This window comes from Bradyrhizobium sp. Ken64, from assembly GCF_055807555.1.
The window spans coordinates 442,470-468,098 of the sequence record NZ_JBVVPA010000002.1 but is presented as its reverse complement, the minus strand read 5'-3'; the positions used below and the strand labels follow the sequence as shown (position 1 = coordinate 468,098).

The window sequence follows — 25,629 nt, the reverse complement described above, 5'->3', positions numbered from 1 at the left end:
CGCGAGTGTACGACACCGTACCAACTCCGTGGCCTCCGCACCTTTTCAGCAGTGTTCCTGAACTAGGCAGCCTGTTTACTCTCGCGCTCCAGGAAGCCTTCGACATAGATCATGCGGACAGCAACGAGCAGAACGGCGATCAAGGGCGTGGCAACGATCAGTCCGATCAAACCAAAGAGAGTGCCAAGGATCGTTTGGGAAAGTATCGTCAGGGCGGGTGGCAGCGAGACAGTTCGTTTCTGAATCCATGGTGCGATGACATTTCCCTCCAACAGCTGGATCGTCAAAAACAAGAGAGCGACCCAAGCGGCAAGGGCAGGAGACTGTGCCAGAGCCACGAGGATCGCCGGCACTGCGCCTGCAAGTGCCCCGATGTATGGCACGAAGTTCAGAAGGGCCGCCAGCAGGGCCAGTGATAGTGGCAAGGGCGAGCCGGTGAGGAGAAGGCCCAGTCCGAGGAGCAGACCAACGATCAGCATGTCGACGAGTTGACCAAGAAACCAGAGCCTAAGCGTAGCGCCGAGCTCTCCGGCAACTTCTCGGCCGCGAGGTCGCCAGGCCATTGGAAGCAAACGAAGCGAGCCTTCGAGATACAATTGGGGCGACGCAGCGAGGAATATCGCTGTCGCCGCCGTCACGACGAGAGTGCCACCTATGCCGAGAACGGAGCCAACGACGCCGGTGACGTAGCCTGTCAGGCCAGTGCGCAGAGACTTTCCGGCGATCTGCAACTGTTGAGCCAAAATCGAACCCCACGAGCTGTTTTGCAGTTCGCTCCAGATTCGTGCCAGTTGGGTTCTCAGTTGCTGGCTGATCTCGTCGGCCTGGATGAAAATGGCGCTGCCGCGCCACCACAGCAGCGCACCGAGTGCGAGCCCTGTCACAAGAATGACGGAAATCAAGGACGTGTATGGCCCGAGGCGCGTTACCCGACGGACCGCGTTGCTGGCGCCCCGCAAAACGCAAGCGATGACCACGGCGCTGAACAAGAGCAACAGTATGTCTCGAAGCAGCCAGACCGAGAGCGCGAGAAATAGAGCGATTGCGCTTACACGAAGGGTGCGCTCGATATGCCTCACATGAACAGTCAACTTGTCTTCCAATTCGTCTCCTTTGTCGGAACAGTCCAGATTCCGAAGCTCGACATTGAAGTTGCGCAGGCGCGACTACTCGGAACATCATCGCGGCGATCGCGTCGCGATGTATGTAATACTCTGTTGCGGCCTCAAATGTTCTTGTACGCAAGCGACTAATTCTCGTCCGAAGACCGCCGAAGCACCAGAGCGAGCTCGGGCATCGTGTTGTTGATCGTCGTTCGTTTCTGAGGAGATGGCATGAACAGCGTTCTAATCTCCGGGGTTGGAATTGCCGGACCCGCGCTTGCCTATTGGTTGAAAGCAGCCGGCTTCCAGCCGACGCTCCTCGAGCGCGCCTCCGCTCTACGGAGCGGAGGCTATGTCATCGATTTTTGGGGGCTCGGCTACACCATCGCTGAACGGATGGGATTGATGCCGGAGATCAATCGCGACGGCTACTACGCCCGAGAGTTTCGGATCGTAGATGAAGCTGGCCGTCGGCTGGCCGGCTTCGGTACCGACGTCTTCTCCGAGTTGACGAATGGACGATACGTTACTCTTCAGCGCAGTGACCTCTCGCGCATGCTGTTCGAACGGACCAGCGGCGTCGAAGCCATTTTCGGAGACGAGATCATTCTCGTCGAAGAGAAACCAGATTGCGTCGAAGTCCAACTGAAGCACGGCGGCAGGCGGAGGTTCGACCTTCTCGTCGGGGCAGACGGCCTGCATTCAGCCGTGCGCAATCTGGTCTTTGGACCACAGGCTCACTTCGAGCGGCGTCTGGGGTATATCGTGGCTGCCTTCGAAGCTCACGGCTATCGACCGCGCGACGAGGATGTGTACCTGATCTACGGTCAACCGGGCCGCATGGTAGGCCGCTTCACGCTGCGTGATGATCGCACCTTGTTTCTCTTGGTATTTGCCGAGCATCACTCAGTTTTGCCGGAAACGCCGGCCTCGCAAAAGGCGCTCCTTCGTGAAATCTATGGCGGAGATGGCTGGGAATGCGATCAGATGCTCGCCGAACTGGATCGCGCCGGTGAACTCTATTTCGACGTCGTCAGTCAGATCAGGATGCCGAGCTGGTCACGAGGTCGGGTGGCGCTCATTGGTGATGCCGCCTTCTGCGTCTCGCTCCTGGCAGGGCAGGGATCGGCGCTGGCGATGATTTCAGCTTATGTCTTGGCCGGTGAACTCGCCATGTCCGGTGGACGATATTTGGAGGCGTTTGCGGGATACGAGGCGCGGCTGAAGAGCTATATAGGCCGGAAACAGCGGGGTGCGGAGCGCTTTGCCGGGGCGCTGGCGCCGAGAACGCGTGTGGGAATGCTCTTCCGCAACGTCGTGGTCAGAAGTTTCTCGATACCGGGGCTGGCGAGGCTCGCAATTGGGCGGGACATCGCCGACGAACTGGAGCTTCCTGACTACCGTTGGATGGGCACCATGAATCGACGGGCAACCACTAAGGGCGTCCAATGGCGGTGACGTGGAGGCTCGATGGGCGCGGATTGTCGCCGTGCTTCTCGGCAGGAACCGCCTTTCGGAACCAGAGTTCATATCGTTGTCTGTGCGCAATAGTGGTCAAATGCCCTCGGTCCTGACTTACGGCACGCGAAAAGCCCCGATCGGCAGCAGCATCAAGCCGTTTGCTGAAGAGCGGAAGGTCAGCCTTCTCGTGCTTTGCGCGCTCGCCTTGGTGATTGGCGTCATGACCGGACTTGGCGCCGTCGGCTTTCGCGCGCTGATCGGCCTCGTGCACAACTTGTCTTACAATGGCAGGCTGAGCGTCGTTTACGACGCAAACGTCAGTGAGGGCCCCAGTCCTTTCGGCGACTTTGTTCTTCTTGCGCCTGTGATCGGCGGCCTCATCGTCGTTTTTCTCGTCCGGCGGTTCGCTCCAGAAGCAAAGGGACATGGCGTACCCGAAGTGATGGACGCCATATTCTACAAGCGCGGCAAAATTCGGGGTTCGGTAGCTTTGATAAAGGCGCTGGCGTCCGCAATATCGATCGGAAGCGGCGCCGCCGTCGGGCGCGAAGGCCCTATCATTCAGATAGGCTCAGCCCTTGGCTCAGCCTTTGCTCAATTCGTCGGGCTTTCGACCCGGCAGAGGATCACGCTGCTGTCCGCGGGCGCGGGCGCGGGCATTGCCGCAACCTTCAATACTCCGCTGGGCGGCGTGCTGTTTGCTCTGGAAATTCTTCTGCCGGAAGTTTCAAACCGGACATTCCTCCCAGTCGTCGTGGCCACGGGGGCTGCGACGACGATCGGGCGCATCCTGATCGGTCCGGACCCGGCCTTTTCGGTTCCGGATGTGCAATTCAGCATGGTCGCATCCTTCAATGCGCAGGAAGCTCTCGCATTTGTCCTGCTTGGCTTGTTGTCTGGAGCGGCAGCCTGGGCGTTTATCCGTCTGCTCGTCTTCATGGAAGACGGGTTTCCGAAGCTGTCTGGCAACGAGTATGTTCAAAATATCATCGGCATGTCGTCAATCGGCCTGATGATGGTGGTGCTCACCCATGCCTTTGGCCACTCCTACGTCGACGGCGTCGGCTACTCCGTCATTCAGGAGATACTGGACCACAAGATGACGGCGGCGGGGTTACTGGCGCTGCTGTTCGTGCTGAAGCTGTTGGCAACGACGGTCAGCCTCGGCTGCGGGGCGTCGGGCGGGATCTTCTCGCCATCGCTTTACCTTGGCGCCACGCTGGGGGCCGCCTTTGCCGCTGCAACCAATCCAATCCTGCCTCATTCAGGGCTAACGCCATCTTCGGCCGCGATCATTGGAATGGCGGCCATCGTCGGTGCAGGTACGGGCGGCGTCATGACGGCGATCGTGATGGTCTTCGAGATGACCCGCGATTACGCAATCATCGTTCCGGTGATCGTTGCGGTGGCGTTGGCTGCAGGCGTCCGGCGTGCACTCGTCAACGAGACGATCTACACGATCAAGCTGCGCCACCGCGGGCACCGCATTCCGAAGGAGCGGCATATCAACCTCTATCTGGTGAAGCAGGCCCAGGACATCATGGAGAGGCGCTTTATCGTCGCCGGAGTAGGAACGACACTAAAACAGGCCATGGCTGCGGAAGATATCGATGATGCACTTCCTATCGTGGTTGAGCGCGAAGGCCGGATTGTCGGGCTGATCCCACCACGTTCCGGCTTATGGGCGGAGTCGCAATCGAACCCAGCTCTCATGGTCGAGCAATTCGTCGAGCGGCGAATGGTCATTTGCCGCGATCAGGACCTTTTGAGCTTGGTGTTTGCCAGGTTGAAGCGCCATCGGGCCGGCGCGGCAATTGTTGTCCGCTCTGCCTCGCGCCCACGCGTGAACGATATCGTTGGCGTCCTCACCAAACGCGTGATCGCCGATGCCGTCATCGACAGCTATGAGGATTGATCAGTGCAAAAATGAGACGCTTGTCGCCTGCGCTTGGAGGGTCATTGGAGACGAGACCTATTGTCCGACAGTCCGCTTTGCCACCCAGCCTAGAGTCGAGCCTTGAATGATGATGCTGAACAGGACGACCGCATAGGTTGAGGCGAGCATGGCGGCCTTGGCCGGGCTATCCGGCACTGATAGCGCGAGTGCAACTGAAATCCCGCCTCGAACGCCCGCCCAGGTGAGAAAGGGCGCGTTGCGCAGGGAAAGCAGCTGAGTCCATCCGAACAAAAACGGTTGGACTGAAACGGAGACAAACCGGGCGAAGAGAACGACTGGAATTGACGCTGCCGCCAGGCCAAGGCTGCGAAGATCAAAGCGCAGTATCAAGGTCTCGAGCCCGATAAGCAGAAAAAGGACGGAATTGAGGATTTCGTCGACGAGGGTCCAGAGCGCGAAGAGATATCCTTGTGTCCGCTCGCTCATCGCATATCGCGGTCCTCGGTCGCCGATGAGGAGGCCTGCGGCGACCATGGAGAGCGGCCCGCTGACGTGCAGATGTAACGCAAGTGCGTATGTTCCGGTGACGAGCGCGAGAGAGATCAGTACCTCTATGGCGTAGTCGTCGATGAGCCGCATCGCGCGATACGCAACATAGCCAGTCAACAAGCCCAGCACTATTCCGCCACCAGCTTCGCGAACGAGTAACTCAGCGACATCGGCAGTCGAAACCTGAGCGCCGTCTCCGGTGCTCGCAAAGCGAAGCATGATCGTGAACAGAACAATCCCGACGCCGTCGTTGAACAATGCCTCGCCTTCCGTCTCGATCTGCAGCTCTTTCGGCACTTTGGTGTTGCGAAGCGTACTCAGGACAGCAACGGGGTCAGTCGGGCTGATCAATGCGCCGAACACGAATGCCCAAGCCAACGATACGGGTAGGTTCACAAGGCCGCAGACGAACCAGAACATCAGGCCTACGAGGACGGTCGAGATCGAGGTGCCGAGAACGGCCAGAATAAATACCGGAATGGAGCGGCTTCTGAGTGTGTCCAGATCTACGTGCAACGCGCCGGCGAACAGCAGAAATGCAAGCATTCCATTGACGACGACTTCGGTAAAGTCGATCTGTCGGAGTCCGTCGGCAAGTTGGTTTAGCAGATGAGCCGTCGGAACCGCTGCATCCAGACCGATCATCAGCAGCGACGTCAGGACACTCATCAAAAGAAGACCTACGCTGCGGGAGAGCGGCAAGAACTTGTGATTGAGCCAGCCGAAGGCGGCAGACAATGTGAGCAGTACGGCAGCAATATCCATCAGCGAAAGCACGGCAGGCTCCCATGTGCTCTGGCGAGAGTGCCTGTTCACTCCCTTCCGTTAAGGCCGCTGTTCGCTCTAGCCGGTGAGGGTAGTGCGTTCGAGATAGCGACTTTTGAGACGTGAATAAGCAAAAAGCAACTTCGGCAGTTCCTGCGGGACATCTAAGCGGATTGGGATAAGCCTCAATTCCAAGCACCTCTCGGCGGCGGGGGCAGCTATCCATTTTCCGCATCTGCGGCGAAAGATCGCGACGACGATTGTCAGTATCGCCGTTCACTCCGCATTCATTGGACCGACCTAGAAGTGCGGAGGGGGCGTACGACAAGGAAAAACTATGAAGAAAATCGCCTATGGATTTGCGGCCGCTGCTTTGCTTGCGGGCACTCAGTTCTTGGTTCCTGCCAATGCGATGATGGCGCCACCGGTCGGCGCCGCGGCAACATCCGAGACGATGCAGGCTGGCTATCACTATCATCATCATCGGAGGGTCTGCACCGTGCGGACCGTAGTCAAGCGCGGCTATCATGGTCGGCGTATCGTCAAGCACGTGCGCGTCTGCCGATAGGCGCAAACTTGGAGGGCCGTCAATCGAGGCGGCCCCCACCTTGCATAACAGCAATCCTCATCGCGCAGTGAGATGGGTGCGCGGCACACTACATCGGAAGCTGACGCTCAAGAGTCCGGGAAAATCGACGTGCCGCGATCTCCAGCGCCGCGACACAAAGAGCCGTGAACAACATACCGAGGATCAGGAGCACCACGACTGTATCCATGATCAAACGAGTTCCTGCAAAGGATCGGGACGATGAATCCGACCCCGTCATTCCTCGATGTCGGTTGCCACACGCCTATTGCCGTCAAGCAATCGCGTATGCCGAGAACAGGAGACAGGTGAGGTAGATGCAAGCGAGGCAAATGCCCGCGGTTCTCGCCGTGCGGGCATCTAGCCGCGAGCTCGTCCGAGTGGCGAGCCCGGGCAGTTTCTCATACTGTGCAAAGAGCTGGCGACCGGGACGTCCTCGGAAAAGTACATTTCTCATGTATGCCTCCAAACAACCATGATCCGTCCAATACGTGCGGAATGCAGAAGCCGGAAAGAACGGTGTTCCGGCCGGCGATTCGCGTTGGTTCTCTCGTCCGCTTCATGGAAGATAATGGACGGCGTCCCATCGGGCAGTCAGGAGATGAGCGGGGCTTGTCGGGATAATCCTGACGTCCTCATGCCACGCGGGGCCGTTTGGCCCACCTATTTCCCGCTCAAACTTGATCCGCACTCTTTCCCGAATGGCTCAACCAGCCAAGGGCCACGCCGTAGCGCACGATGTCGGCACGCGTGAACAGTCCGAGCTTTTCGACCGCCCTGGCCTTGTAAGTTTCGACGGTCTTGATGCTGATGCTTAGCTGATTGGCAATTTCCTTGTTGCTGAAGCCTTGTGCGATGAATCTGAGAACCTCACTCTCGCGCGGTGTCAGCTCGCCGGCTGTGGAAGCGCCGGAAGACGAGTGGGCGCCCTGCGCGGATGGAAGTGCTTTCTCCGCAATTGCAGGATCCAGATACAAACCACCTCCAGCGATCGCGCGAACTGCGCGCTCGAGCTCGTCGGCCGCAGAGCGCTTCAGCAGATAGCCGCGAGCTCCCGCTTGCAGCATCGGTTGAACGTAGGCGTGATCCTCGTGCACGGTCAGCGCCAGAAGACGAACTTGAGGAAGCTGCGTCGCCAGGGTGCGAGCAACTTCAAGGCCACTGATACCGGGCAGTGAAATGTCCAGGATGGCAATATCCGGTGTGGCCTTGCGAATGACATCAAGGGCGGCCTGTCCATCCGTTGCTTCCCCGACGATCTCAATGTCCTGCACATCCTGAAGCAACGCCTTCATTCCGGCCAGAACAAGCGGATGATCGTCAGTCAACGTGATCCGGATCGGGCACATAGCCCATCTCCTCTATTGGCACCGGTATTCTCATGAAAAGAGAGGTGCCGTGGCCGGGTTCAGATTCGATCGCCAAAGATCCACCGAGCAGCGTGAGGCGCTCCTCGATGACGGACAGGCCCAATTTTGCGTGGCGGCTCTCACCCTGCGAGAATTCCTGAAAGTCGAAGCCGTTCCCGTCGTCTTCGACCACGATCCTAAGCTCAGCTGTGCGTCGGTCGATGACCACGCTGACGTTTCGAGCTTGCGCGTGTTTGACCACGTTGTTCACGGCCTCCTGGACGGCGCGGTAGACCGCGATTTCGACGTCCTGGCCGAGACGATCTCTTCTGCCCAGAGGCTGAAAATCGACGCTGATCCCGAACCTGCGCTGGATCTCTGCGCAGAATGCCTCCAGCGCCTTGTAAAGGCCCAGGTCGTCAAGGGCAGTCGGGCGCAGGTCAGAGGCGATTTGATGGATATCGCGCCCAATCCCTCTCGCGAGTCCTTGCAGCCAATTGAGCCTCTCCAATCCGAGCTTGCGTCTCGGGCTCGCGCCAAGAAGCGGCTCCAGGTTCTTTAGACCGAGAAGGAGACCTGTGACCGTCTGGCCGATCTGATCGTGAAGCTCTCTTGCGATTCTACGGCGTTCATTTTCTTCCGCTTCGGAAAGACGTCGAAGCAGTTGCTGTCGCTCCAGCTCAGCTCGCTTGGTCTCGTCGATATCCAGAATGACGCCATACACGACGTCTAGGTTGTTTTCGTCGAGTCGAGACAGCCGTCCGCTGGCCCGTAACCACCTGCTACGAGGGGCCGCAGTGCGGAAATCAGCAATCGCGACGTTTCCCGAACGGCAACTCAGCAACGAAGCCTCAAACTTTTGCTGGTCGGCGGGATCAATGCTGCTCAGCATCCGGTCGATCGGAACGCTCGTATCGCCTTCGGAGCGCGCCCCCTCGATCTGGAGCAATTCTCGTGCGCGGGGCGATACAAGCGCTTCTCTCGTCGAAAAATCACAGCTGAACACGCCGAGATCTGCGGCATCGATCGTCAGCCTCCGTCGCTCTTCACTTGCGCTGAGTGCCAATGCCGCCTGCGCCTCTTGCTCGCGCCGGCGAAGCGAAATGTCGCGTATGGTGTACCAGGCCAAAGTCAGAGCCAAGACGAAGCTCAATACCCCACCCCCGGCAAGGAAAATGGCTGAGCGCTGGACGGGACCATTCAGTTCCTGCGTCGGTATTCCGAAATGGACCGACCATCCGCTGGTTCCGGGGATGACTTTGTAGATCGAGTCGACTTGTTCGCCGGCAGGGGTGGTTTTGACGTAGCTTCCTTCTGGCGCTGAGGCTATCGCCTGGCGGACCGTAGCGCTGGCAGATTGTCCGAGTTCGGATTGTTCACCGAAGGTGCGGGCGACGATGTTCCCCTTGGCATCGACCACGAAACCCACCCAACCGGCCGGGGCTCCTGCGCTCTTCAAAATCTGGCTTATTGCATCGGGCACCAGAGCCACCGTGAGTACAAACTTCAATTGTCCATCGCGCTCAACGGGGGCCCTGACGGCCACCACGCGTTTGCCGGTGATGGGACCACGCGGCCCAATTCCGCCGATCGCCGGCTTTCTCGTTTTCAGGATCTGTTCGAAGTTCTCTCGGTCGGCGGTGGCGCGCATCCCATCTCCGAGCGGACGGCTGACATCAAGCACCTGATTCCCGTCAGGATCGACGAGCTGAATCGTCTGCCAAAGAGGACGTGCTTCGTTGACACGCGTCGCTTCGCGATAGAACGCGTCAAGGTCCGGCTTGTCGAGTGTTGCGGAAGCCGCGACGGTCTCGGCGATCTCGAGCTGGAGACTGATCTCGGAAGCAAGCCGGTTGACGACGCTATCGAGCGTCTCCACGGCAGCAGCCTGAGAGCCCCTGCGCTGCTGCTGCGCGTTCAGGAAAACGACCCAACCCGCAAAAAGCGCAAGAGGCATCGCTGCCGCGATGAAGACGAGGATCAAGGGGCGGCGGGCTGCGCGCCGGGAGATTGAGGTGGGCGCCTCCATGCGGGTGGGTATCAAATGAGACAGCAAAACGCCCACGTGCTGGCACTTCCTCGATGTTTCTGGTTCTTGTCAGGTTTTTCCCGACAGTTCTATCGGTCACCCTGACTCCCAGGATCGCTCGATCCATCCCATCGTACAGGCAATCATTGTAGCGGTCTAGAATTGGGCTTGACATGGAACATTCTTCATCGCCACTGCGGTTGATCGAAAACGAATTCAACCCGAAGCGGCTTGGTTTGGACGAGCCCTTCTGCGGGACTAGCCGCAACGAACTCGTCTCCCGACTGTCGGCTTCATCGCAGTGCCGTTTGCTCGAAAGCTGCGAGACGGTGTCTCTGAACAAAGGACAAATTCTCTACGATCGCGGCACTCCTCTTCGCCATGCCTACTTCATCGAGTCCGGCGGGTGTTCTGTCACGACCCGTGCGGGCGACTGCCTGCCGGTCGAGATCCATACGCTCGGGATGAAGGATTTTGTCGGCGTGCCGTTGGTCCTGGGCATGCACGTTTCGCCGCACCGCTGCAGCGTGAGAGTGCCGGGCCAAGCGCTTCGGATCCAGTCCGATCAGCTGATTTCTTTGATCAAGAGGGACGTCGAGCTTGAAAAGATGCTTTTAGGCTATGTTCAGGCGATCCTGATTCACAGTTCGCAGCTATCAGCCTGCAATTCCAGGCACACGCTGCACCAGCGCCTCGCCCGGTGGCTCCTGGTTGCCAGCGACAGGCTCGGGTCTCGCGAGATACCTTTCACGCATAGTTACATAGCCAATGCTCTCGCGGTCCGACGCGCCGGCGTTACGGTCGCTCTCGGGAGTATGATGCGCGACGGAGTGATTGGATGTCGCAGGGCGGGGATCGTCGTCATGGACGAGGCCAGGCTGAAAGCGATGTCTTGCGATTGTCAGGGGATCATCCTGTCGGCGCACAACCGTCCTTGTGCGGTGCCGCCCCTCCGAATTGCATATTCGTGAACGCAATTCCCTACTGCCGTTAAGTCGGCTGTACGGCAGCCAACAGTGTCCAGATATTCGTGAAGCAATAGAGGCGGAGATGTCATCGCAAGAAGTCCGGATCCGAACCGATACCGAAGTTCTGGTGGGGGCCTTGGAGGAGGCGCAAAGGCTTCTTGCCGCTTACGAGAACCCTTGCTGCAATCGCACCAGGGACGACATTATCGCTATGGTCGAGTTCATCATATGCAACCCTTCCGTGACACGTGCAATGCTTCATCAAAAGATGCGCAGCCGCCTCAAGCTAGTCGGATAAGTCTCGTGCGGGAGCGTACATTCGCATTCAGGAAAACGAAACTTGCGAGCGTGCGATGAGTTGACGATGATCCAACAGAAGTAGGAGCAATCGTCATGAAGATATCACTTTGCATTCTTGCCTCCGCGATGCTGCTGGCTACGCCGGTCATGGCGCAGTCGTCCCAGAACAACGCGACGACCGCGGCGCCCAACGTGCAGCCGGCTGCCTCGACCGCCTCCATGCACAAGGAAGGTGAATGGCGTGCATCGAAACTCGTTGGCGTGAACGTCTATAACAACAGCAACGAGAAGATCGGCGACATCAATGATCTGATCCTGGATTCCAGCGGGCGGGTTGCCAACGTGGTGATCGGAGTGGGAGGATTCCTTGGAATGGGCGAGCACAACGTCGCCGTAACGTTCGATCAGCTCAAATTCGCCAAAGAACCGGTGAAGACCGTGTCCAACGATGGCGCTGGAAAGACCGGCAATGCCGGTTCGACGAGCACGACGGGAAGCGCATCAACGTCGGCCCAGCGAAGCGATAATTGGTATCCGGATCACGTGGTGCTGAACGCCAACAAGGATCAGCTGAAGAAGATGCCCGAATTCAAGTACTGAGCCGATTTCGGTCCCTATTTCCAGCATGCTTATCGGCGGTGTCATCTGAGATGACGCCGCCTTTTCCAGTTGCATTTGATCCGGTCGGCTTAGATTTGTGGCAGAGGAAAAGCAGTCTTGAATTTCTGCATTGAATCGATCAGCTTGCGTGCCGCTGGCTGAGGTCGACGATGTCTGATGAAGCACTGCCGGAAGAGGTAGAGGAGCTTGTCCGACGCTACATTCGCTCTGTGGCGCAGCTCGAAGCCCTTTTGTTCTTCCACAAGCGGCCCGGCGAGCGCTTCGACGTGGAGTCGCTCGCTGCACGCCTTTACGCGGGCAAGATCGAGATGGCCGATGCTCTAGCGTCCCTGAGGAAGGATGGCTTCCTCGACGGCGAGGCGGGGATCTATGCGTTTGCGCCGCGGCCCGAATTGCGGCCAGTGGTCGATAGCTTGGCCTTGGCGTATTCGCGGCATTTGATCCCAATCACACATATCATCCACAACAGCCCACACCGCATCCAGGCATTTTCAGATGCCTTCAGGATTCGAAAGGATTAGTCATGGCTGCGGTGATTTACACACTTTGCGCGATCACGAGCGGCTTTTGTGCATGGCTGCTCATTCGGGCATATATCGGTAACAGGTCGAAGTTGCTCCTATGGAGCGCCGTCTGCTTCGCGGGTCTGACTTTCGAAAATGCTGCTCTCTGGATCGATAAGATCGTATTTCCTCAAGTTGATCTTTCCGCCGTGCGTCTATCGATCGGCCTGTTCGCCATGACGGTCCTGCTTATCGGCATGATCTGGGAGGCCGACTGATGGACCATTTGAATCCCGTTCTTTCAGGTGCGACGGCATTCGCATCGCTCCTGGCGAGCATATATTTCCTGAAGTTTTGGCGTAAGACGGGCGACACCTTTTTCCTGCTCTTTGCGGCTGCGTTTGTGATCGACGCCGTCGCAAGATTTGTCCTGGCTGTGGTGCAAGTGACGAATGCGAGCGAGCCGGTGTACTTCATCCCGCGCCTGATCACATTCGGTCTGATTGCGCTTTCGATCGTCGGGAAGAACGCACTGCCGAAGAAGCGCAAGTGAAGCGCGAATTCAAGAGGCGCTGACTTGCAAGATTACTCGGGGTGCAACCGTACAACCGGTTTCGCGCTTTGAACGACGGGCAGGGGAATCGACCACCGACCTTGCCCGGGACGGATGGACAGGTCATGCCGTCAGGAGAGGCGGACCCCAGCCGAGGAACGCTGGGATTCCAACTCCCGCCGCGCGCTAATTCACCCGCACGTTGGCGGGCTGCTGTGTGGGACAGGAGTGATCTTCGGCAGAGCGCGCACAGCTTGCTACGTGACGAAACACGGTACAGTTCTGTACAATAGCAGCCGATCTGCCCCGCAGCCGCTTGCTCGCGGGCGACCTCCGAAGGATATTGCGCAGGGGGCTTTCATGATCAGCAAATCGAATCAAACGGCACTCAATGTCTTTCCGCAAGCGTACTGCCTGTCTTGCGAGGAAAAGACGCCGCATCGGCATGAACGGCTGGCAATCCACGGTACGCAAATGGCACGTGCGACTTGTCTCACCTGCAACAACGAGCGTACGGGCTTTGAGGAGGGGAAGCGGCTCGCCAATCCGAGCTAACAGCAGCCGTCCTTTGGTCTGGTATATGTTCGCTCACTACCGCTTAGCGCAATCGGCAGTGGCCAATGCGCCGCGAGAGCTGCGCCTGCTAGACGGCTCGAGCAAATGCCAGCGGACGGTCGGGGTAGCTCCGGAGTGACCCCGATATCGTACAAGGAGTTCTTCCGCTATGGTATTTTCGGCCTGGCGGTAGCCGCAGTCGTGGCGTTCGGTATCTCGCCATTTACCGGAGGAATCGTACAGCAGTGGTCGCGAAGCGATGTTGAAGCCAGATCCAAGCTGGTCTTCAACGCCATCCAGCCGTTGCTTAGTCGTGATGTGGAAGACCAGGCCTGGGACCGGCTCTCGGACCTTTTCAAGAGAGTGGCGCTCGACAAGAAGATTCTCGCGGTTGGATTTTGTGATCCGGAAGGCTCGTTGCTCGCGCCAACACCGGAGATGCCGGCGAGCTTCTCCTGCGAAAAGTCGGCCAAATCCGAGAACGAGAGTTTCGCAAGCATCGCCAGCGGCGGGCGACGAATTCTTGTAGCTGCGTTTCCGATCTCGAGTAGCCGAGGTCGTTCCTACCTCGTCATTCTAACCGACCTCAGCTTCGCGGCGGCCAGGTCCAGCCAGGTGCTGGCGTATCTGCTTGCCGCGCTTGCCGGCGTCGTTCTGGTCCTGACCGTTGGCACGATCATTTTCGCCGTCCTCATGATGCGCGGCTGGATGAAGGCATTGCGACGCGCGGTCGAGGAGGTCCGTCGAGGTGCTCAGGGAGTGCCACTCCAACTCGGTGGCTCGTCTATTGATCGAGAAATTCACAAGCTGTTGCGTAGCGCCGAACAAGTTACGTTTACAAGCCAGATCGATTGGACGCCGAAATCGCTTCAGGAGGTGCTGCAAAGCGTCCTCCCGGGGGCCGAAGTTCTCGTCCTTTCCAATCGGGAGCCCTACATTCACAACACTTCGGAAGCGGGGACTGTGGTGCAGCGGCCGGCGAGTGGATTGGTCTCGGCCCTGGAGCCGATCATGCGTGCCTGCGGTGGCACTTGGATCGCACACGGCAGCGGCAGCGCCGATCGGGAGACCGTCGACGACCACGATAGGCTCCGCGTCCCCGAGGCGGCCCCGGCCTACACGCTTCGGCGCATCTGGATCTCTGAGAAAGAACAGGACGGATATTACTACGGTTTTGCCAATGAAGGGCTCTGGCCATTGTGCCATATCGCTTTCGTGCGCCCTACGTTCAGGTCCAGCGACTGGCAAATGTATCGGCAGATCAACCAGCGCTTTGCCGATGCAGTCGTTGCCGAGGCGCGCGCCGAGGACCCCATTGTGCTGGTCCAGGACTATCACTTCGCGCTTGCTCCAAGAATGATCCGTGAGCGCCTGCCCAGGGCGACGATCATAACCTTCTGGCACATTCCGTGGCCGAATGCGGAAACCTTCAGCATCTGCCCGTGGAAGGCGGAGATTATCGAAGGATTGCTCGGCAGCACCATTGTTGGATTTCATACCCAATTTCACTGCAACAACTTCATCGAGGGTGTGGATCGCTTCTTGGAGAGCAGGATCGATCGCGAAGTGCAGGCAGTCAGCCTTGGAGGACATGAGACCAGAATACGTCCTTATCCAATCTCGATCGAATGGCCGCCAAGGGAACTGGAAAAGCTACCACCTCCCACGGAATGCCGATCTAGCATCCTCGCCCAGTTCGGATTGGCGGAGGATACGAGGCTGATCGTAGGCGTTGAGCGATTCGATTACACCAAAGGCATTCTTGATCGCATGCGGGCCGTAGACGCGCTTTTGTCGCGAAATCCGGCCTGGACAGATCGGCTTGCCTTCATCCAGGTCGCAGCACCGACGCGCAGCAAACTCAACGCGTACTCGAAGCTCCAGGCTGAAGCGGAGGCGCTCGCTGCCGAAATAAACGAGCGGCACCGCGGTCGCCAACCCTTGATGCATTTGGTCGCGCGGCACTACGAGCCGTCAGACGTGTTCCGGCTGTTCAGAGCGGCCGATGCCTGCGTCGTCAGCAGCCTGCATGACGGAATGAACCTCGTCGCGAAGGAGTTCGTTAGCTCGCGAGAAGACAACGCTGGGGTCCTTATCTTGTCGAGCTTCACCGGGGCGTCACGAGAATTATCCGAGGCTCTCATCGTCAATCCCTATGACACCGAAGAAATGGCATCGGCTATCGAGCTTGCACTTACAATGCCAATCGAGGAGCAGGCCGAGCGCATGAAGCTCATGCGACAGCAGGTCAAGGAGCATAACGTCTATCGCTGGGCAGGCACGATGCTGGTGGACGCAGCGAGAAGTCGCACCCGCGAGCGGGTTCTTGGCCTGACCACCAAGGCCGGTCATGGCGTGAAGCAGATCTGAGCGAGCTCTCCAAATGCCGATTTTTCAACAAACACCGTACTGAAGCGTACCGTTCCCTCTTTCCACGGCGAATAGCTCGCTGGCACTCTTGTCGTTCGCGAGCTGTTGCCTTGGGCATGTGGACTTGGGCATGTGGAAAGGAAGGCGGAAATGGACATCCTGATCGGAGCTGTCATGATCGCAGCTGCAGGCGTCCTGATTTTCATTGGGCTCCCGAGTCGCGCTGGCGATCATCCAAAATTCCTGCGCTTCGAAGCCGCTCTGGTTCTGTACCCTCCAGTCATTCTGTCGTTTCTGGGCCTTGGCGCCGCGGCGCTGATTTCAGGCCTGCTCACCAGATAGTCGCCTTTCGAGCCAAGAGACGGCTCTCAAAATCCGGCGGAAACTGCGATCCGTCAGCCGCGGAGGTGGAAACCAATCGTCCAGGAGGCTGATGCGTAGCCGGTGCCGATAACGCAAGCCTGAGTAGACGTGGCCTCCTTGGGGCCTAGCGCGCTGGTTTCGGCCCGCCAGATTCCCGAAACGACCTCAGCAGGCGATCCAGCGCCGGGCTCGCGGCACGGCGGAGCTCCTGAAGATTTCTCTGCGATAGTGCCCGCAGTTTCTGTTCACCTCTCCCGGTCAGCTTGAGGCGCACACGTCTGGCATCCTGCGGGTCGGCAACCCGGCTTACTAGCCCAAGCTTGGCCAAACGATTGATCAATTCAACCGCCGAGTGAGGTCGGATCAGCAGAAAGCGCGCAACATCACCGACTGTCGCAGGACCCGGGCGCACGAAGCCCTTGATGCCAAGCAGCGCCTGATGCTGCGTAGGCGTCAATCCCTGCTTTGCTGCGGCTGCCTCGCTGAAGGCCAGAAAGCTCCGGATTTGGTACCGGAACTGCGCCAGCGCAGCATAGTCGGAGTCATGCATCGTGTGGGTGGCTGCGGATGGCGCAGACCTGACCGCAGTCGCCCGTTGCGCCTTCTTCACCTGAACCATGCCATGCCGTCTCCGTGCTTCCCACCCGGCGACGCGGGCCGTTAGCCAAAAGTAGCAAGCAGGAGCGCCCGCACCAAGCAGCGGGAACTCCGGATACACAGCTATCCGGCGCTCTACTCGAAGCTCGAGAGTAGGATCTTCACCAGGATGACCTGAAACGCGATCGGGATCCGGGCGCTCTTCCGCCTGATCGAGCGCTGCAGTGCACCGGCGATCTCGGCGCCGGTCAGGTTGCCTGCCGAGGCATTGGCGATCAGCTCGCTCCACATCTGCGACAGCGAACCGCCGGGCGGGATTACCGGCTTGATGGTCACGCCGCAGGCCTGCGCCCAGTCCACGATCTCCCGCATCGTATGCGGCCCGCAATTGCGCGCCGTCGCGAGACGTTCGGCCGTGAGCGCCCGCAGCAATTCGCGCGACGGCGACCAATTCCCTTTCGGCGGTTGCTCGCCGTTGAGCTCGACTGCGAGCTCCTTCAGGACGTTCTGGGCACGCACGCTCAGCCGCTTCATCGGCCCGGGCACACGCTTCGCCTGAACAGAGCCGACTGCCGGTCCCCGCTCACCGGTCGTTCGATTGCGAGGGTCGGGCATGCGCGAGGCATCGCCGGACTGTGGTGTCGCCCCCTGTCCGTTCACCTCTTCCACCAACCACGCCGCCTCCTGCCGCTCCGCACCTTGCGGCCACGACCGTCGCTTCCGGGTACCCGCCACTGTCGTTCGCCGCGCCATTTCTCTCGCCAAGCTCGCCAGCCTCGTACTCACAAAGGCTAATATATATCGTGATCCGATATGTTTTCACGTGATAATTTTTGTCGTTCGACCAAAGGCGAAATTGACAGCGGGGCTTTACAAGCAATGCTAAGCGCCAAGAGCTACACGCGGATGTGACGTGCCCGGCGCAGCAGGCCTTTGCGGTCGGCTGGCGCCGGACAGGTCGTGCTGGCGCCTGCAAACAAGAGTGATATTCGGAGGAAACGATCATGACTGACGATCTCATTCGCCGCGGCATCTCGCGCCGTGGTCTGCTCCAGACCACCGCCGGCCTCATCGGCGGCTCCATGCTGCCGGCGATGCCGGCCTTTGCCGACGACAAGCCGGCGATTGGCACTTATCCGGTTGGCGTGTCGGGTTCCACCGCCTTCATCGGCATCTCGGTGCCGCGCACCGGCACCTACGCGGTGCAGGGTGAGGACGAGCTCAAGGGCTACCAGCTCGCGATCGAGCACATCAACGAAGGCCACCAGCTGATCAAGAAGATCTCGCCCAAGACCAGCAAGGGCGTGCTCGGCAAGGAGCTGAAGTTCGGCGTCGCCGATTCGGCGGCCAAGCCGAACGAGGCGGTGCAGGCGCAGCAGCGCTTCATCAGCGAGAACAAGGCGATCATGATCACCGGCGGCACGTCGAGCGCCGTTGCGGTGGCGCTGAACAAGCTCGCTCAGCGCGAGCATGTGATCTTCGTGTGCGGCATTTCCGGCTCGAACGACACGACCGGCAAGGACTGCGTTCGCTACGGCTTCCGCCAGAACTTCTACGGGCAGACTGCGGCTGCAGCGATCGGCCCGGTGATGGTGCGGGAGTTCGGCAAGGGCAAGAAAGCCGCGTATCTCACGCCGGACTACACCTACGGCCACACCGTCACGAAGTCGATGCAGGACTTCCTGGCGACCGCTGGCTGGACCACCGTGACCAACCAGGTCGCCCCGCTCGGCGCGCCGGACTATTCCTCTTACCTGCTGAACGTCGCGAACTCTGGCGCCGACGTGCTCATCAACGTGAACTGGGGCCATGATGCGGTGCTGTCGACCCAGCAGGCAAAGCAGTTCGGCGTGCTCGACAAGATGAAGCTGGTCGTCCCCTACCAGGTGCCTTTCATCGCGCGCGAGACCGGCGGCCTGATGCAGGGCGTCTATGCCGCCACCGACTATTGGTGGACGATCGAGGACAAGTTCCCGCTGGCCAAGATGTTCAACGAAGCCTTCGAGAAGAAGTACGGTTACAAGCCCGAATGGGGCGCCGAGAACGCCTATGTCAGCTTCGCGCATTGGGCGCACATGTGCGAGCAGGCCGGCAGCTTCAGTCCGCCCGACGTGATCAAGGCCTACGAGAAGGGCGAAACAATCCCGTCGCTGGTCGGCGACGTGCATTACCGCCCCGAGGATCATCAGTGCGTTCGCCCGGTGATCATCGTCAAGGGCAAGCAGCAGAAGGACATGAAGAACAAGGAAGACTGGTACGACGTCGTCGAGATCGTCCCGGGCGAAGCCCTGATGCAGAAGCCCGACGCCTTCGGCTGCCATCTCGGCGACTACAGCTGAGATCTCGCAAACCCCTGTGACGCCGCGGACTGCACTCCGGTCCCGCGGCGTCACCTTTTTCTGACGCGCACCCTCGCGCGCCACAACAGCGATTGTCGCATGATAAGTTGGCCTAACCTCGTTTCACAGCTTTTCAACGGGCTCGCATTGGGTGCCTTGCTCGCGCTGATCAGCTCCGGCCTGACCATCATCTACGGCACGCTCGGCGTGCTGAACCTCGCGCACGGCGCGATGTTCATGATCGGCGGCTATGCCGGCTTCGTGGCCTACCAGTACACGGAATCGTTCATCCTCGCCGTGGTCGCAGGCTCGCTGTTCGTGATGCTGCTCGGCGTTGTCATGGAACGCGTCATTATCCGCCACTTCTATGATCGCCCGCACGAGGATCAACTGCTCGTGACCTTCGGGCTCGGCATCTGCTTCGTCGAGCTGGTGCGCCTGATCTTCTCGAGCCAGTCGCAGCTGGTGCCGCCGCCGGCGCTATTCCAGGGCATCACCAATCTCGGCTTCATGTTCTATCCGACCTACCGCCTCGCCGTGGTCGGCATCGTCGCGATCGCCCTCGGCGCGCTGTTCATCATCCTTTACCGGACCCGGCTCGGCCTGATCGTGCGGGCCGGCATCGAGGATTCGGTGATGGTGGATTCGCTCGGCATCAACGTCTATCGCGTCTTGATGGTGGTGTTCGGCATCGGCGCGATGGCCGCCGGCTTTGCCGGCATCGTCAACGCGCCGGTGGTGTCGCTGACGCCGGGCATCGGAGACGACATCCTGGTCCAGACCTTCGTGGTGGTGGTGATCGGCGGCGTCGGCTCGTTTCCGGGCGCGATCCTCGGCGGTCTGATCGCCGGCGAGATCATCAGCGTCACCTCCATGTTCAACCCCGGCTACGCCTATGTGATGCTGTTTGCGGTCATGACGCTCGTGCTCGTGGTGCGACCGCATGGCTTGCTCGGCGTCCAGGGCCGCGAGTAAGCGATTTTCCCATGTTCAAGCAACGCCCGTTCCTGATCGAGACACTGACGGCCGTCGGCCTGATCGTGGCTCCCTTCGTGCTGCCCCATCTCGGCTTCGCGCCCAACACCGTCAACCGGATCCTGGTCTGGGGCCTGTTCGGCCTCGGCTTCGACATCCTGTTCGGCTTCACCGGGCTATTGTCGTTCGGCCAATCCGCCTTCTACGGCACCGGCGGCTTCGTCGCCGCCTACCTCCTGACGCGCGCCGGCTTCGGCAACGTGCTGGGTGCGCTGATCATCGGCATGATTGCGGCCGCGGCGACCGGATACCTCGTCGGCCTGATTGCGCTGCGCCGGACCGGCATCTATTTCGCCATGATCACCGTGGCGATCGCGCAGGTGTTCTTCTTCGTCGAGTTCAATCCTTTGTCGGATTTCACCGGCGGCGAGAACGGTCTGCCGGGGGTGCCGACGCCGACCTTCAATCTCGGCTTCACCACGCTCCACTTCACCAATGGCTGGTCGCTCTACCAGTTCATCGCGCTTTGCTACTTCGTCGGCGTCATCATCGCGCTCCGGATCGTGCGCTCGCCGGTCGGCGCTATTTTCAGCGCGATCCGGGACAATCCGCTGCGCGCCACCGCGGTCGGGCACAACATCCACGGCTACAAGCTGACGGCCTTCGTGATCGCGGCGGCTTACGCCGGTTTCGCCGGCGGCCTGCTCGGCGTGCTCCAGGCCTTCATGCCGCCTGATGCCTTCACTTTCGACACCTCGGGCCAGCTCGTGATGCAGACGGCCATCGGCGGCAGGGGCACGTTGTTCGGACCGCTGGTCGGCGCAACCGTGTGGCTGTTCCTGCAGGATTTCCTGCAGTCCGCGCTCGGCCTGGGAGCGGCCTGGAAGCTGGTGCTGGGCGTCGTGTTCGTGCTGCTGGTCTGCTTCCTGCGCGGCGGCATCATCGGCGGTCTTGCCGATCTATATCGCCTTGTCTCGGACGGGCGGAAGCGGAGGGAAGCGGAAGTGGGGCAAGAGGCCGCTGACGGCGAGGCCGCGCAGCATCTCCCGCCCGCGCCGATGCAGGCGAAGGAGGTCGCGCATCCCGTCTATTCCGGGCCGATTCTCAAAGCCACCGGCCTTACCAAGCGCTATGGCGGGCTCATCGCCAACAGCGACATCGATTTCAGCGTCAACCAGGGCGAATTGCGCGGCATCATCGGCCCCAATGGTGCCGGCAAGTCGACCTTCTTCAAGATGCTGACCTGCGAGATCGCGCCGACCTCCGGCCAGATCGTGTTCGAGGGGCGCGACATCACGGGCTTGAAGGTCACCGAGGTTTGCCAGCTCGGACTGACCAAAAGCTATCAGGTCAACCAGCTCTTCACCGGGCTGACGGTGCGGGAGAACCTGACGATCGCCGCACTCGCAGAGCTGCGCGGAAAATTCCGGCTCGACCTGTTCCGCACGCTCGCCGGCGTCAAGGGCCTGACGGAGCAGGTGGCGCACACGCTCGCTTTGGTGAACCTGACTCGTCGTGCCGACACGCCGGTGTCCGAGCTTGCGTATGGCGAGAAGCGCAGGCTGGAAATCGGGCTTGCGCTCGCCACGTCGCCGCGCCTGCTGCTGCTTGACGAGCCGCTCGCCGGCATGAGCCCGCGAGAGCGTGTCGAGACCGTCAAGCTGCTCAAGTCGATCGCGCGCGGCCGTACCATGATCATCATCGACCACGACATGGATTCCCTGTTCGAGCTGGTCGAGCGCGTCACCGTGCTCCAGGAAGGCCGGGTGCTGGTCTCCGGCACGCCGGAGGAAATCAAGGCCAACGCCGCCGTCCAGGAAGCCTATCTCGGCGGGGTGCACGGAGAAATCGCGGCATGAGCCTGATCGAGGTCAACGGCCTGAACAGCTATTACGGGGACTCCCACATCTTGTTCGACGTCGCCATGCACGTCGAGCGTCACGAGGTGGTGGCGCTGCTCGGCCGCAACGGCGCCGGCAAGAGCACGACGCTGAAGAGCCTGATGGGCGTCGTGACGCCGCGTAGCGGCAGCGTGAAGTTCGACGGCATCGATATCGCCGGCCGAAAGAGCCACAGAATCGCGCAGGCCGGCATGCAGCTCGTGCACGAGGAGCGCCGCATTTTCGGCAGCCTGTCGGTGGAAGAGAATATCCTGCTCGCCGGGATCACGGCGCCCAAACGCTGGCCTCTCGACCGCATCTACGAGATGTTTCCGCGACTGAAGGAGCGGCGTAGCAACCGCGGCACCGAGCTGTCGGGCGGCGAACAGCAGATGCTCGCTATCGCGCGGGCGCTGGTGCGCGATCCCAAGATCGTGCTGCTGGACGAGCCGTTCGAGGGGCTCGCGCCCGTCATCGTCCACGATCTCGTCAAGGCCTGCCGCGAGCTCGCCGCCGCCGGCCAGACCATCGTGCTGGTCGAGCAGAATTTGGCGGCGACGCTGGCGCTGGCGAGCCGGATCTACATCATCAACAACGGACACATCGTGCACGACGGGCCAGCTCGGGAGCTCAAGGCACAACCGGAGCTGCTCCAGCGCTATCTCGGCGTCTAGTTGATTTCACCGAGCGCGACGTGACGACGCGAAGTCTTGACGACCTCGCGCTGAAATCGAAAAGGAGGAACACGTCAAATGAAATACATTGCGGTAAGAACGGTTCAACTGTTGCTGGCGGCGTCAATGGCGATGACGACTGCACACGCGGCCGAAAACAAGGTCGTGATCGGCGATATCGACGACATGTCCGGCCTGTATGCCGACGTGATCGGCCCCGGCGGCGTCGAGGCGGCCAAGATGGCGATCGAGGATTTTGGCGGCAGCGTGCTCGGGAACAAGATCGAGTTCATGGTGTCCGATCACCAGAACAAGCCCGACGTTGGAGCGCAAAAATTCCGCGAATGGGCCGATCGCGACGGCGTTACGATGATTCTCGGCGGATCGAACACGGGAGTCAGCCTGGCGATGAACAATGTCGCCAAGGAGAAGAAAATTCCGTTCATCGCCATCGGCGCAGCCGGCGCATCGCTGACCGGCAAGGACTGCACACCCTATACGGTGCACTACGTCTACGACACGACGGCTCTCGGCAACGGTACCGCCAAGACCATGGTGAAGCAGGGCGGTAAAACCTGGTTCTTCCTCACCGCCGACTACGCCTTCGGTACCCAGTTGCAGGAATCCGCCTCGAAGGTGGTTGAGGCCAATGGCGGCAAGGTGATCGGCGCCGTGCGCGTTCCGCTCTCCACGTCGGACTTCTCGAGCTATCTGCTCCAGGCGCAAAACGCAGGTGCGCAGGTGCTTGGACTCGCCAATGCCGGCAACGACTTCACTAACTCGATCAAGGCTGCCGACGAGTTCGGCATCGCCAAGACGATGAAGCCGGCCGCATTGCTCGCCTTCATCAGCGACATTCACAGCCTCGGCCTCAAGACCGCACAGGGCCTGTATCTCACCACCGGCTGGTATTGGGATCTCAACGAGAAGACCCGCGCTTTCGCCAAACGCTACTATGAGAAGACGAAGCGCGAGCCCACCATGAATCAGGCGGGCTACTATTCGGCGACCATGAGCTACCTCAACGCGGTCAAGGCTGCTGGCTCCACCAATTCAGAGAAGGTCATGGCGGAGCTCAAGAAGATGAAGATCGACGACATGTTCACCAGCAACGGCAAGATCCGTGCCGACGGCCTGATGGAGCATGAGATGTATATCATGCAGGTCAAGAAACCCGATGAGTCCAAACAACCTTGGGACTATTACAAACTGGTTCACACTATGTCGGGCGAAGAAGCATTCGGAAAGTTGTCCGACTCGGCGTGTCCGCTGGTTACACACTGATAGTCGTGTTCCGACCGCGTGGTCGCATAGCAGGAGCGCACCCGCAGGTGCGCTCCTCTTGGAGTACGTAACGGGCGGGCGTGCGCGGCGGCACATCCGCGGCGCTTCCTCTCTCGCTGCCGGGCAGCCCGACCAAAACTCCGATCCTGGCGGCAACCTATGGTGTCGTGTTGTTCAGCGCTGCGCCGAGCCCCTGTAGAACTCCCCGCAACACCAACCAGAGGCGGATTTCAGTCCGCCGGGGACGTGCCGTCAAGCGCAAGGGCGGAGCCTGCCAGGCGTTGTAGCGCGCCGGTACCGCTCCTGAGCCTGAAAGGATTCCGAGCGCCTGCGAGCACACACACTCGGAATGAGTGCCGCCCGAGAGGGCGGATGATGCAGCTGCTGCCGCCTGATCCTCTCCACGGCCGACTTCCCGGACGCCGTGTTCCGTCGTGGAAGGTTGAAATGACGCCCATGCGATGTATAACCGGGGCTCGGGTGTTCGCTGTATCGGCAGCGACAGGAAAGCGATGGTCGGGCCGCCACGCGGAGATCCTGCGCCCGTGAACCACAATCCTCCGTTTGACGGTCTGCCGAAAGCCCAGCAGCTGGCGGAACAGGCCCTCAACACCCTTCAGCGGTTCCTGCATGTCGAGGCCGTCAGCGGTGCGGTCCTGCTCGCTGCCGCCGCCGCTGCACTGATCTGGGCGAATTCCCCGGTGGCTCACAGTTATCACGATTTCTGGCACCTTCCGGTGACGATCGCCCTGGGAGAATTCGTCTTTTCACGCTCGCTGCATTTCTGGGTCAACGACGTGCTGATGACCGTGTTCTTCCTCGTCGTGGGCATGGAGATTCGGCGGGAAGTCCACGAAGGCGCGCTGAGCAGGCTGGACCAGGCCATGCTGCCGCTGGTCGCGGCGATTGGTGGCGTCGTCCTCCCGGCACTGATCTATCTGAGCCTCAACGCCGGTCCGGATCGAGGGCAGGGCTGGGCCGTGCCTACGGCGACGGACATCGCCTTCGCAGTCGGAGTGCTCGCCCTGCTCGGACGAAGAATCCCGGTCAATTTGCGGGTCTTCCTCCTTGCTCTGGCTATCATCGACGACATCATTGCAGTGCTGATCATCGCGCTCTTCTACACCGCAGGCCTTCAGCCTGGCGGTTTCGTCGTGTCGATGATCGGCGTTGTCGCCGTCCTGGGCTTTCGCCGGATCGGAGTCGGCTCTGCGCTTTTCTACCTCCTGTCTGGTTCTCTGGTTTGGATCGGGTTCATGGCGGCTGGGATCCATCCCACCCTAGCGGGTGTGCTGCTCGGGCTGATGACTCCCGCGCGCGCCATCCCCATGCGTGAGCCACCCCTGGAGATGGTCTCTCGCGCTCTCAAGCAATTGCGAAGCAGCGATGCGGTTAGGGCGAAGGATCCGCACAGGTTGGCGCAACCACTGCGGGACCTGCGCGTGGCCCAACGGGAGCTACTGCCGCCGGTCTCTCGGGTGCAGACGGCGCTGCATCCGTGGGTGGCATACCTCATCATGCCGATCTTCGCGCTGGCGAACGCCGGCGTCGCGCTGACGGGCGTCGATCTGCCCGCGGGCGGGCATTTGGTGATGCTGGGCACTGCGCTCGCCCTGGTCGCCGGCAAGCCGCTTGGCGTCGTCGGCGCGACTTGGGCGGCCGTACGACTCGGCTGGTGTCGGTTGGCCCCGGGCGTTTCGTGGGCTGGGGTCTGCCTTGTCGGGCTGCTGGCCGGCATCGGTTTTACGATGTCGATCTTCATCTCGATGCTCGCCTTCTCTGATGAAGGACTGCTGACGGCGGCCAAACTGGGCGTCCTTCTCGGCTCGCTCATCGCAGCCATGCTCGGCCTCGGCTGGGGATTCAGCCAAGTCCGGCGCTTGTGAAAGTCCAACCGATGCCCTTTAG

The 25,629-nt window shown here is 60.3% G+C and carries 23 protein-coding genes; 17 read left to right on the top strand and 6 right to left on the bottom strand.

All coding sequences use genetic code 11. From position 1 onward, the window contains the following. Positions 1-62 precede the first annotated feature (62 nt). Entirely contained in the window at positions 63-1,103 is a 1,041-nt protein-coding gene (locus tag AC0L2F_RS05290) for an AI-2E family transporter (protein WP_473247729.1), read from the bottom strand. 231 nt (positions 1,104-1,334) lie between these two features. Between AC0L2F_RS05290 and AC0L2F_RS05285 the strand changes: the two genes are divergently transcribed. Both AC0L2F_RS05285 and AC0L2F_RS05280 read left to right on the top strand, forming a co-directional pair. Continuing rightward, positions 1,335-2,561 carry an FAD-binding domain gene (locus tag AC0L2F_RS05285; protein WP_473247728.1) on the top strand — a complete coding sequence of 409 codons (1,227 nt, stop codon included), beginning with the start codon at positions 1,335-1,337 and terminating at the stop codon, positions 2,559-2,561. A gap of 31 nt (positions 2,562-2,592) precedes the next feature. Continuing rightward, entirely contained in the window at positions 2,593-4,479 is a 1,887-nt protein-coding gene (locus AC0L2F_RS05280; RefSeq protein WP_473247727.1) for a chloride channel protein, read from the top strand. A gap of 57 nt (positions 4,480-4,536) precedes the next feature. On the opposite strand, the gene AC0L2F_RS05275 is transcribed toward AC0L2F_RS05280, so the two are convergent. Beyond that, a complete protein-coding gene (locus AC0L2F_RS05275; protein ID WP_473247726.1) occupies positions 4,537-5,787 on the bottom strand; it encodes a cation:proton antiporter in 1,251 nt (416 codons plus the stop codon). A 325-nt stretch (positions 5,788-6,112) separates the two neighbouring features. Between AC0L2F_RS05275 and AC0L2F_RS05270 the strand changes: the two genes are divergently transcribed. Beyond that, entirely contained in the window at positions 6,113-6,343 is a 231-nt protein-coding gene (locus tag AC0L2F_RS05270) for a hypothetical protein (RefSeq protein ID WP_085351187.1), read from the top strand. A gap of 692 nt (positions 6,344-7,035) precedes the next feature. On the opposite strand, the gene AC0L2F_RS05265 is transcribed toward AC0L2F_RS05270, so the two are convergent. Together AC0L2F_RS05265 and AC0L2F_RS05260 are read right to left on the bottom strand one after the other, a co-directional pair. Next, positions 7,036-7,710: a response regulator gene (locus tag AC0L2F_RS05265; RefSeq protein ID WP_473247725.1), complete on the bottom strand. Its 675-nt coding sequence runs from the start codon at positions 7,708-7,710 to the stop codon at positions 7,036-7,038. After that, positions 7,682-9,775, bottom strand: coding sequence for a sensor histidine kinase (locus AC0L2F_RS05260; protein WP_473247724.1), 2,094 nt, complete (start codon positions 9,773-9,775; stop codon positions 7,682-7,684). The genes AC0L2F_RS05265 and AC0L2F_RS05260 overlap by 29 nt, the downstream gene beginning before the upstream one ends. A gap of 137 nt (positions 9,776-9,912) precedes the next feature. Between AC0L2F_RS05260 and AC0L2F_RS05255 the strand changes: the two genes are divergently transcribed. From AC0L2F_RS05255 to AC0L2F_RS05220, 8 genes are all read left to right on the top strand, one after another. After that, on the top strand, positions 9,913-10,710 hold the full coding sequence (locus AC0L2F_RS05255) for a Crp/Fnr family transcriptional regulator (RefSeq protein WP_354056810.1): 798 nt from the start codon (positions 9,913-9,915) through the stop codon (positions 10,708-10,710). A gap of 390 nt (positions 10,711-11,100) precedes the next feature. Then, positions 11,101-11,607: a PRC-barrel domain-containing protein gene (locus AC0L2F_RS05250; RefSeq protein ID WP_473247723.1), complete on the top strand. Its 507-nt coding sequence runs from the start codon at positions 11,101-11,103 to the stop codon at positions 11,605-11,607. Positions 11,608-11,777: 170 nt separating this feature from the next. Beyond that, positions 11,778-12,149: an SMC-Scp complex subunit ScpB gene (locus AC0L2F_RS05245; RefSeq protein ID WP_007607493.1), complete on the top strand. Its 372-nt coding sequence runs from the start codon at positions 11,778-11,780 to the stop codon at positions 12,147-12,149. Between the two features lie 2 nt (positions 12,150-12,151). Beyond that, on the top strand, positions 12,152-12,409 hold the full coding sequence (locus AC0L2F_RS05240) for a DUF5985 family protein (RefSeq protein ID WP_007607494.1): 258 nt from the start codon (positions 12,152-12,154) through the stop codon (positions 12,407-12,409). Further along, a complete protein-coding gene (locus tag AC0L2F_RS05235; protein WP_007607495.1) occupies positions 12,409-12,684 on the top strand; it encodes a DUF5985 family protein in 276 nt (91 codons plus the stop codon). Before AC0L2F_RS05240 ends, AC0L2F_RS05235 begins: the two co-directional genes overlap by 1 nt. 360 nt (positions 12,685-13,044) lie before the next feature. Then, a complete protein-coding gene (locus AC0L2F_RS05230; protein ID WP_007607496.1) occupies positions 13,045-13,239 on the top strand; it encodes a hypothetical protein in 195 nt (64 codons plus the stop codon). Positions 13,240-13,344: 105 nt separating this feature from the next. Further along, complete coding sequence (locus AC0L2F_RS05225; RefSeq protein ID WP_473247722.1) at positions 13,345-15,609, top strand: alpha,alpha-trehalose-phosphate synthase (UDP-forming); 2,265 nt, start codon at positions 13,345-13,347, stop codon at positions 15,607-15,609. Between the two features lie 150 nt (positions 15,610-15,759). Further along, positions 15,760-15,951 carry a hypothetical protein gene (locus AC0L2F_RS05220; protein ID WP_007607498.1) on the top strand — a complete coding sequence of 64 codons (192 nt, stop codon included), beginning with the start codon at positions 15,760-15,762 and terminating at the stop codon, positions 15,949-15,951. A 145-nt stretch (positions 15,952-16,096) separates the two neighbouring features. Here the strand turns inward: AC0L2F_RS05220 and AC0L2F_RS05215 are convergent, their stop codons facing one another. Both AC0L2F_RS05215 and AC0L2F_RS05210 read right to left on the bottom strand, forming a co-directional pair. After that, on the bottom strand, positions 16,097-16,591 hold the full coding sequence (locus AC0L2F_RS05215; protein WP_473247721.1) for a MarR family winged helix-turn-helix transcriptional regulator: 495 nt from the start codon (positions 16,589-16,591) through the stop codon (positions 16,097-16,099). 113 nt (positions 16,592-16,704) lie between these two features. Further along, positions 16,705-17,115, bottom strand: coding sequence for a hypothetical protein (locus tag AC0L2F_RS05210; RefSeq protein ID WP_473247720.1), 411 nt, complete (start codon positions 17,113-17,115; stop codon positions 16,705-16,707). 458 nt (positions 17,116-17,573) lie between these two features. Between AC0L2F_RS05210 and AC0L2F_RS05205 the strand changes: the two genes are divergently transcribed. From AC0L2F_RS05205 to nhaA, 6 genes are all read left to right on the top strand, one after another. Further along, the gene (locus AC0L2F_RS05205) at positions 17,574-18,908 is read left to right on the top strand and encodes a substrate-binding protein (RefSeq protein ID WP_007607508.1); all 1,335 of its coding nucleotides are present in this window, start codon (positions 17,574-17,576) and stop codon (positions 18,906-18,908) included. 99 nt (positions 18,909-19,007) lie between these two features. Beyond that, positions 19,008-19,883 carry a branched-chain amino acid ABC transporter permease gene (locus tag AC0L2F_RS05200; protein ID WP_473247719.1) on the top strand — a complete coding sequence of 292 codons (876 nt, stop codon included), beginning with the start codon at positions 19,008-19,010 and terminating at the stop codon, positions 19,881-19,883. An 11-nt stretch (positions 19,884-19,894) separates the two neighbouring features. Next, entirely contained in the window at positions 19,895-21,742 is a 1,848-nt protein-coding gene (locus AC0L2F_RS05195) for a branched-chain amino acid ABC transporter ATP-binding protein/permease (protein ID WP_473247718.1), read from the top strand. Then, a complete protein-coding gene (locus AC0L2F_RS05190; protein WP_007607511.1) occupies positions 21,739-22,437 on the top strand; it encodes an ABC transporter ATP-binding protein in 699 nt (232 codons plus the stop codon). The genes AC0L2F_RS05195 and AC0L2F_RS05190 overlap by 4 nt, the downstream gene beginning before the upstream one ends. Before the next feature lie 78 nt (positions 22,438-22,515). After that, the gene (locus AC0L2F_RS05185; RefSeq protein ID WP_473247717.1) at positions 22,516-23,721 is read left to right on the top strand and encodes an ABC transporter substrate-binding protein; all 1,206 of its coding nucleotides are present in this window, start codon (positions 22,516-22,518) and stop codon (positions 23,719-23,721) included. Positions 23,722-24,233: 512 nt separating this feature from the next. Continuing rightward, entirely contained in the window at positions 24,234-25,607 is a 1,374-nt protein-coding gene (nhaA, locus tag AC0L2F_RS05180; RefSeq protein ID WP_473247806.1) for a Na+/H+ antiporter NhaA, read from the top strand. Positions 25,608-25,629 lie beyond the last annotated feature (22 nt).

Excerpts from the sequence above, each read along its gene's own strand:
- AC0L2F_RS05205 (WP_007607508.1), top strand. The coding sequence starts at position 17,574 with ATGACTGACGATCTCATTCGCCGCGGCATCTCGCGCCGTGGTCTGCTC.
- AC0L2F_RS05240 (WP_007607494.1), top strand. The coding sequence starts at position 12,152 with ATGGCTGCGGTGATTTACACACTTTGCGCGATCACGAGCGGCTTTTGT.
- AC0L2F_RS05270 (WP_085351187.1), top strand. The coding sequence starts at position 6,113 with ATGAAGAAAATCGCCTATGGATTTGCGGCCGCTGCTTTGCTTGCGGGC.
- AC0L2F_RS05235 (WP_007607495.1), top strand. The coding sequence starts at position 12,409 with ATGGACCATTTGAATCCCGTTCTTTCAGGTGCGACGGCATTCGCATCG.
- AC0L2F_RS05195 (WP_473247718.1), top strand. The coding sequence starts at position 19,895 with ATGTTCAAGCAACGCCCGTTCCTGATCGAGACACTGACGGCCGTCGGC.
- AC0L2F_RS05185 (WP_473247717.1), top strand. The coding sequence starts at position 22,516 with ATGAAATACATTGCGGTAAGAACGGTTCAACTGTTGCTGGCGGCGTCA.
- AC0L2F_RS05245 (WP_007607493.1), top strand. The coding sequence starts at position 11,778 with ATGTCTGATGAAGCACTGCCGGAAGAGGTAGAGGAGCTTGTCCGACGC.
- AC0L2F_RS05230 (WP_007607496.1), top strand. The coding sequence starts at position 13,045 with ATGATCAGCAAATCGAATCAAACGGCACTCAATGTCTTTCCGCAAGCG.
- nhaA (WP_473247806.1), top strand. The coding sequence starts at position 24,234 with ATGGTCGGGCCGCCACGCGGAGATCCTGCGCCCGTGAACCACAATCCT.
- AC0L2F_RS05255 (WP_354056810.1), top strand. The coding sequence starts at position 9,913 with ATGGAACATTCTTCATCGCCACTGCGGTTGATCGAAAACGAATTCAAC.
- AC0L2F_RS05265 (WP_473247725.1), bottom strand. The coding sequence starts at position 7,710 with ATGTGCCCGATCCGGATCACGTTGACTGACGATCATCCGCTTGTTCTG.
- AC0L2F_RS05285 (WP_473247728.1), top strand. The coding sequence starts at position 1,335 with ATGAACAGCGTTCTAATCTCCGGGGTTGGAATTGCCGGACCCGCGCTT.
- AC0L2F_RS05250 (WP_473247723.1), top strand. The coding sequence starts at position 11,101 with ATGAAGATATCACTTTGCATTCTTGCCTCCGCGATGCTGCTGGCTACG.
- AC0L2F_RS05190 (WP_007607511.1), top strand. The coding sequence starts at position 21,739 with ATGAGCCTGATCGAGGTCAACGGCCTGAACAGCTATTACGGGGACTCC.
- AC0L2F_RS05200 (WP_473247719.1), top strand. The coding sequence starts at position 19,008 with ATGATAAGTTGGCCTAACCTCGTTTCACAGCTTTTCAACGGGCTCGCA.
- AC0L2F_RS05220 (WP_007607498.1), top strand. The coding sequence starts at position 15,760 with ATGGACATCCTGATCGGAGCTGTCATGATCGCAGCTGCAGGCGTCCTG.
- AC0L2F_RS05215 (WP_473247721.1), bottom strand. The coding sequence starts at position 16,591 with ATGGTTCAGGTGAAGAAGGCGCAACGGGCGACTGCGGTCAGGTCTGCG.
- AC0L2F_RS05225 (WP_473247722.1), top strand. The coding sequence starts at position 13,345 with ATGCCAGCGGACGGTCGGGGTAGCTCCGGAGTGACCCCGATATCGTAC.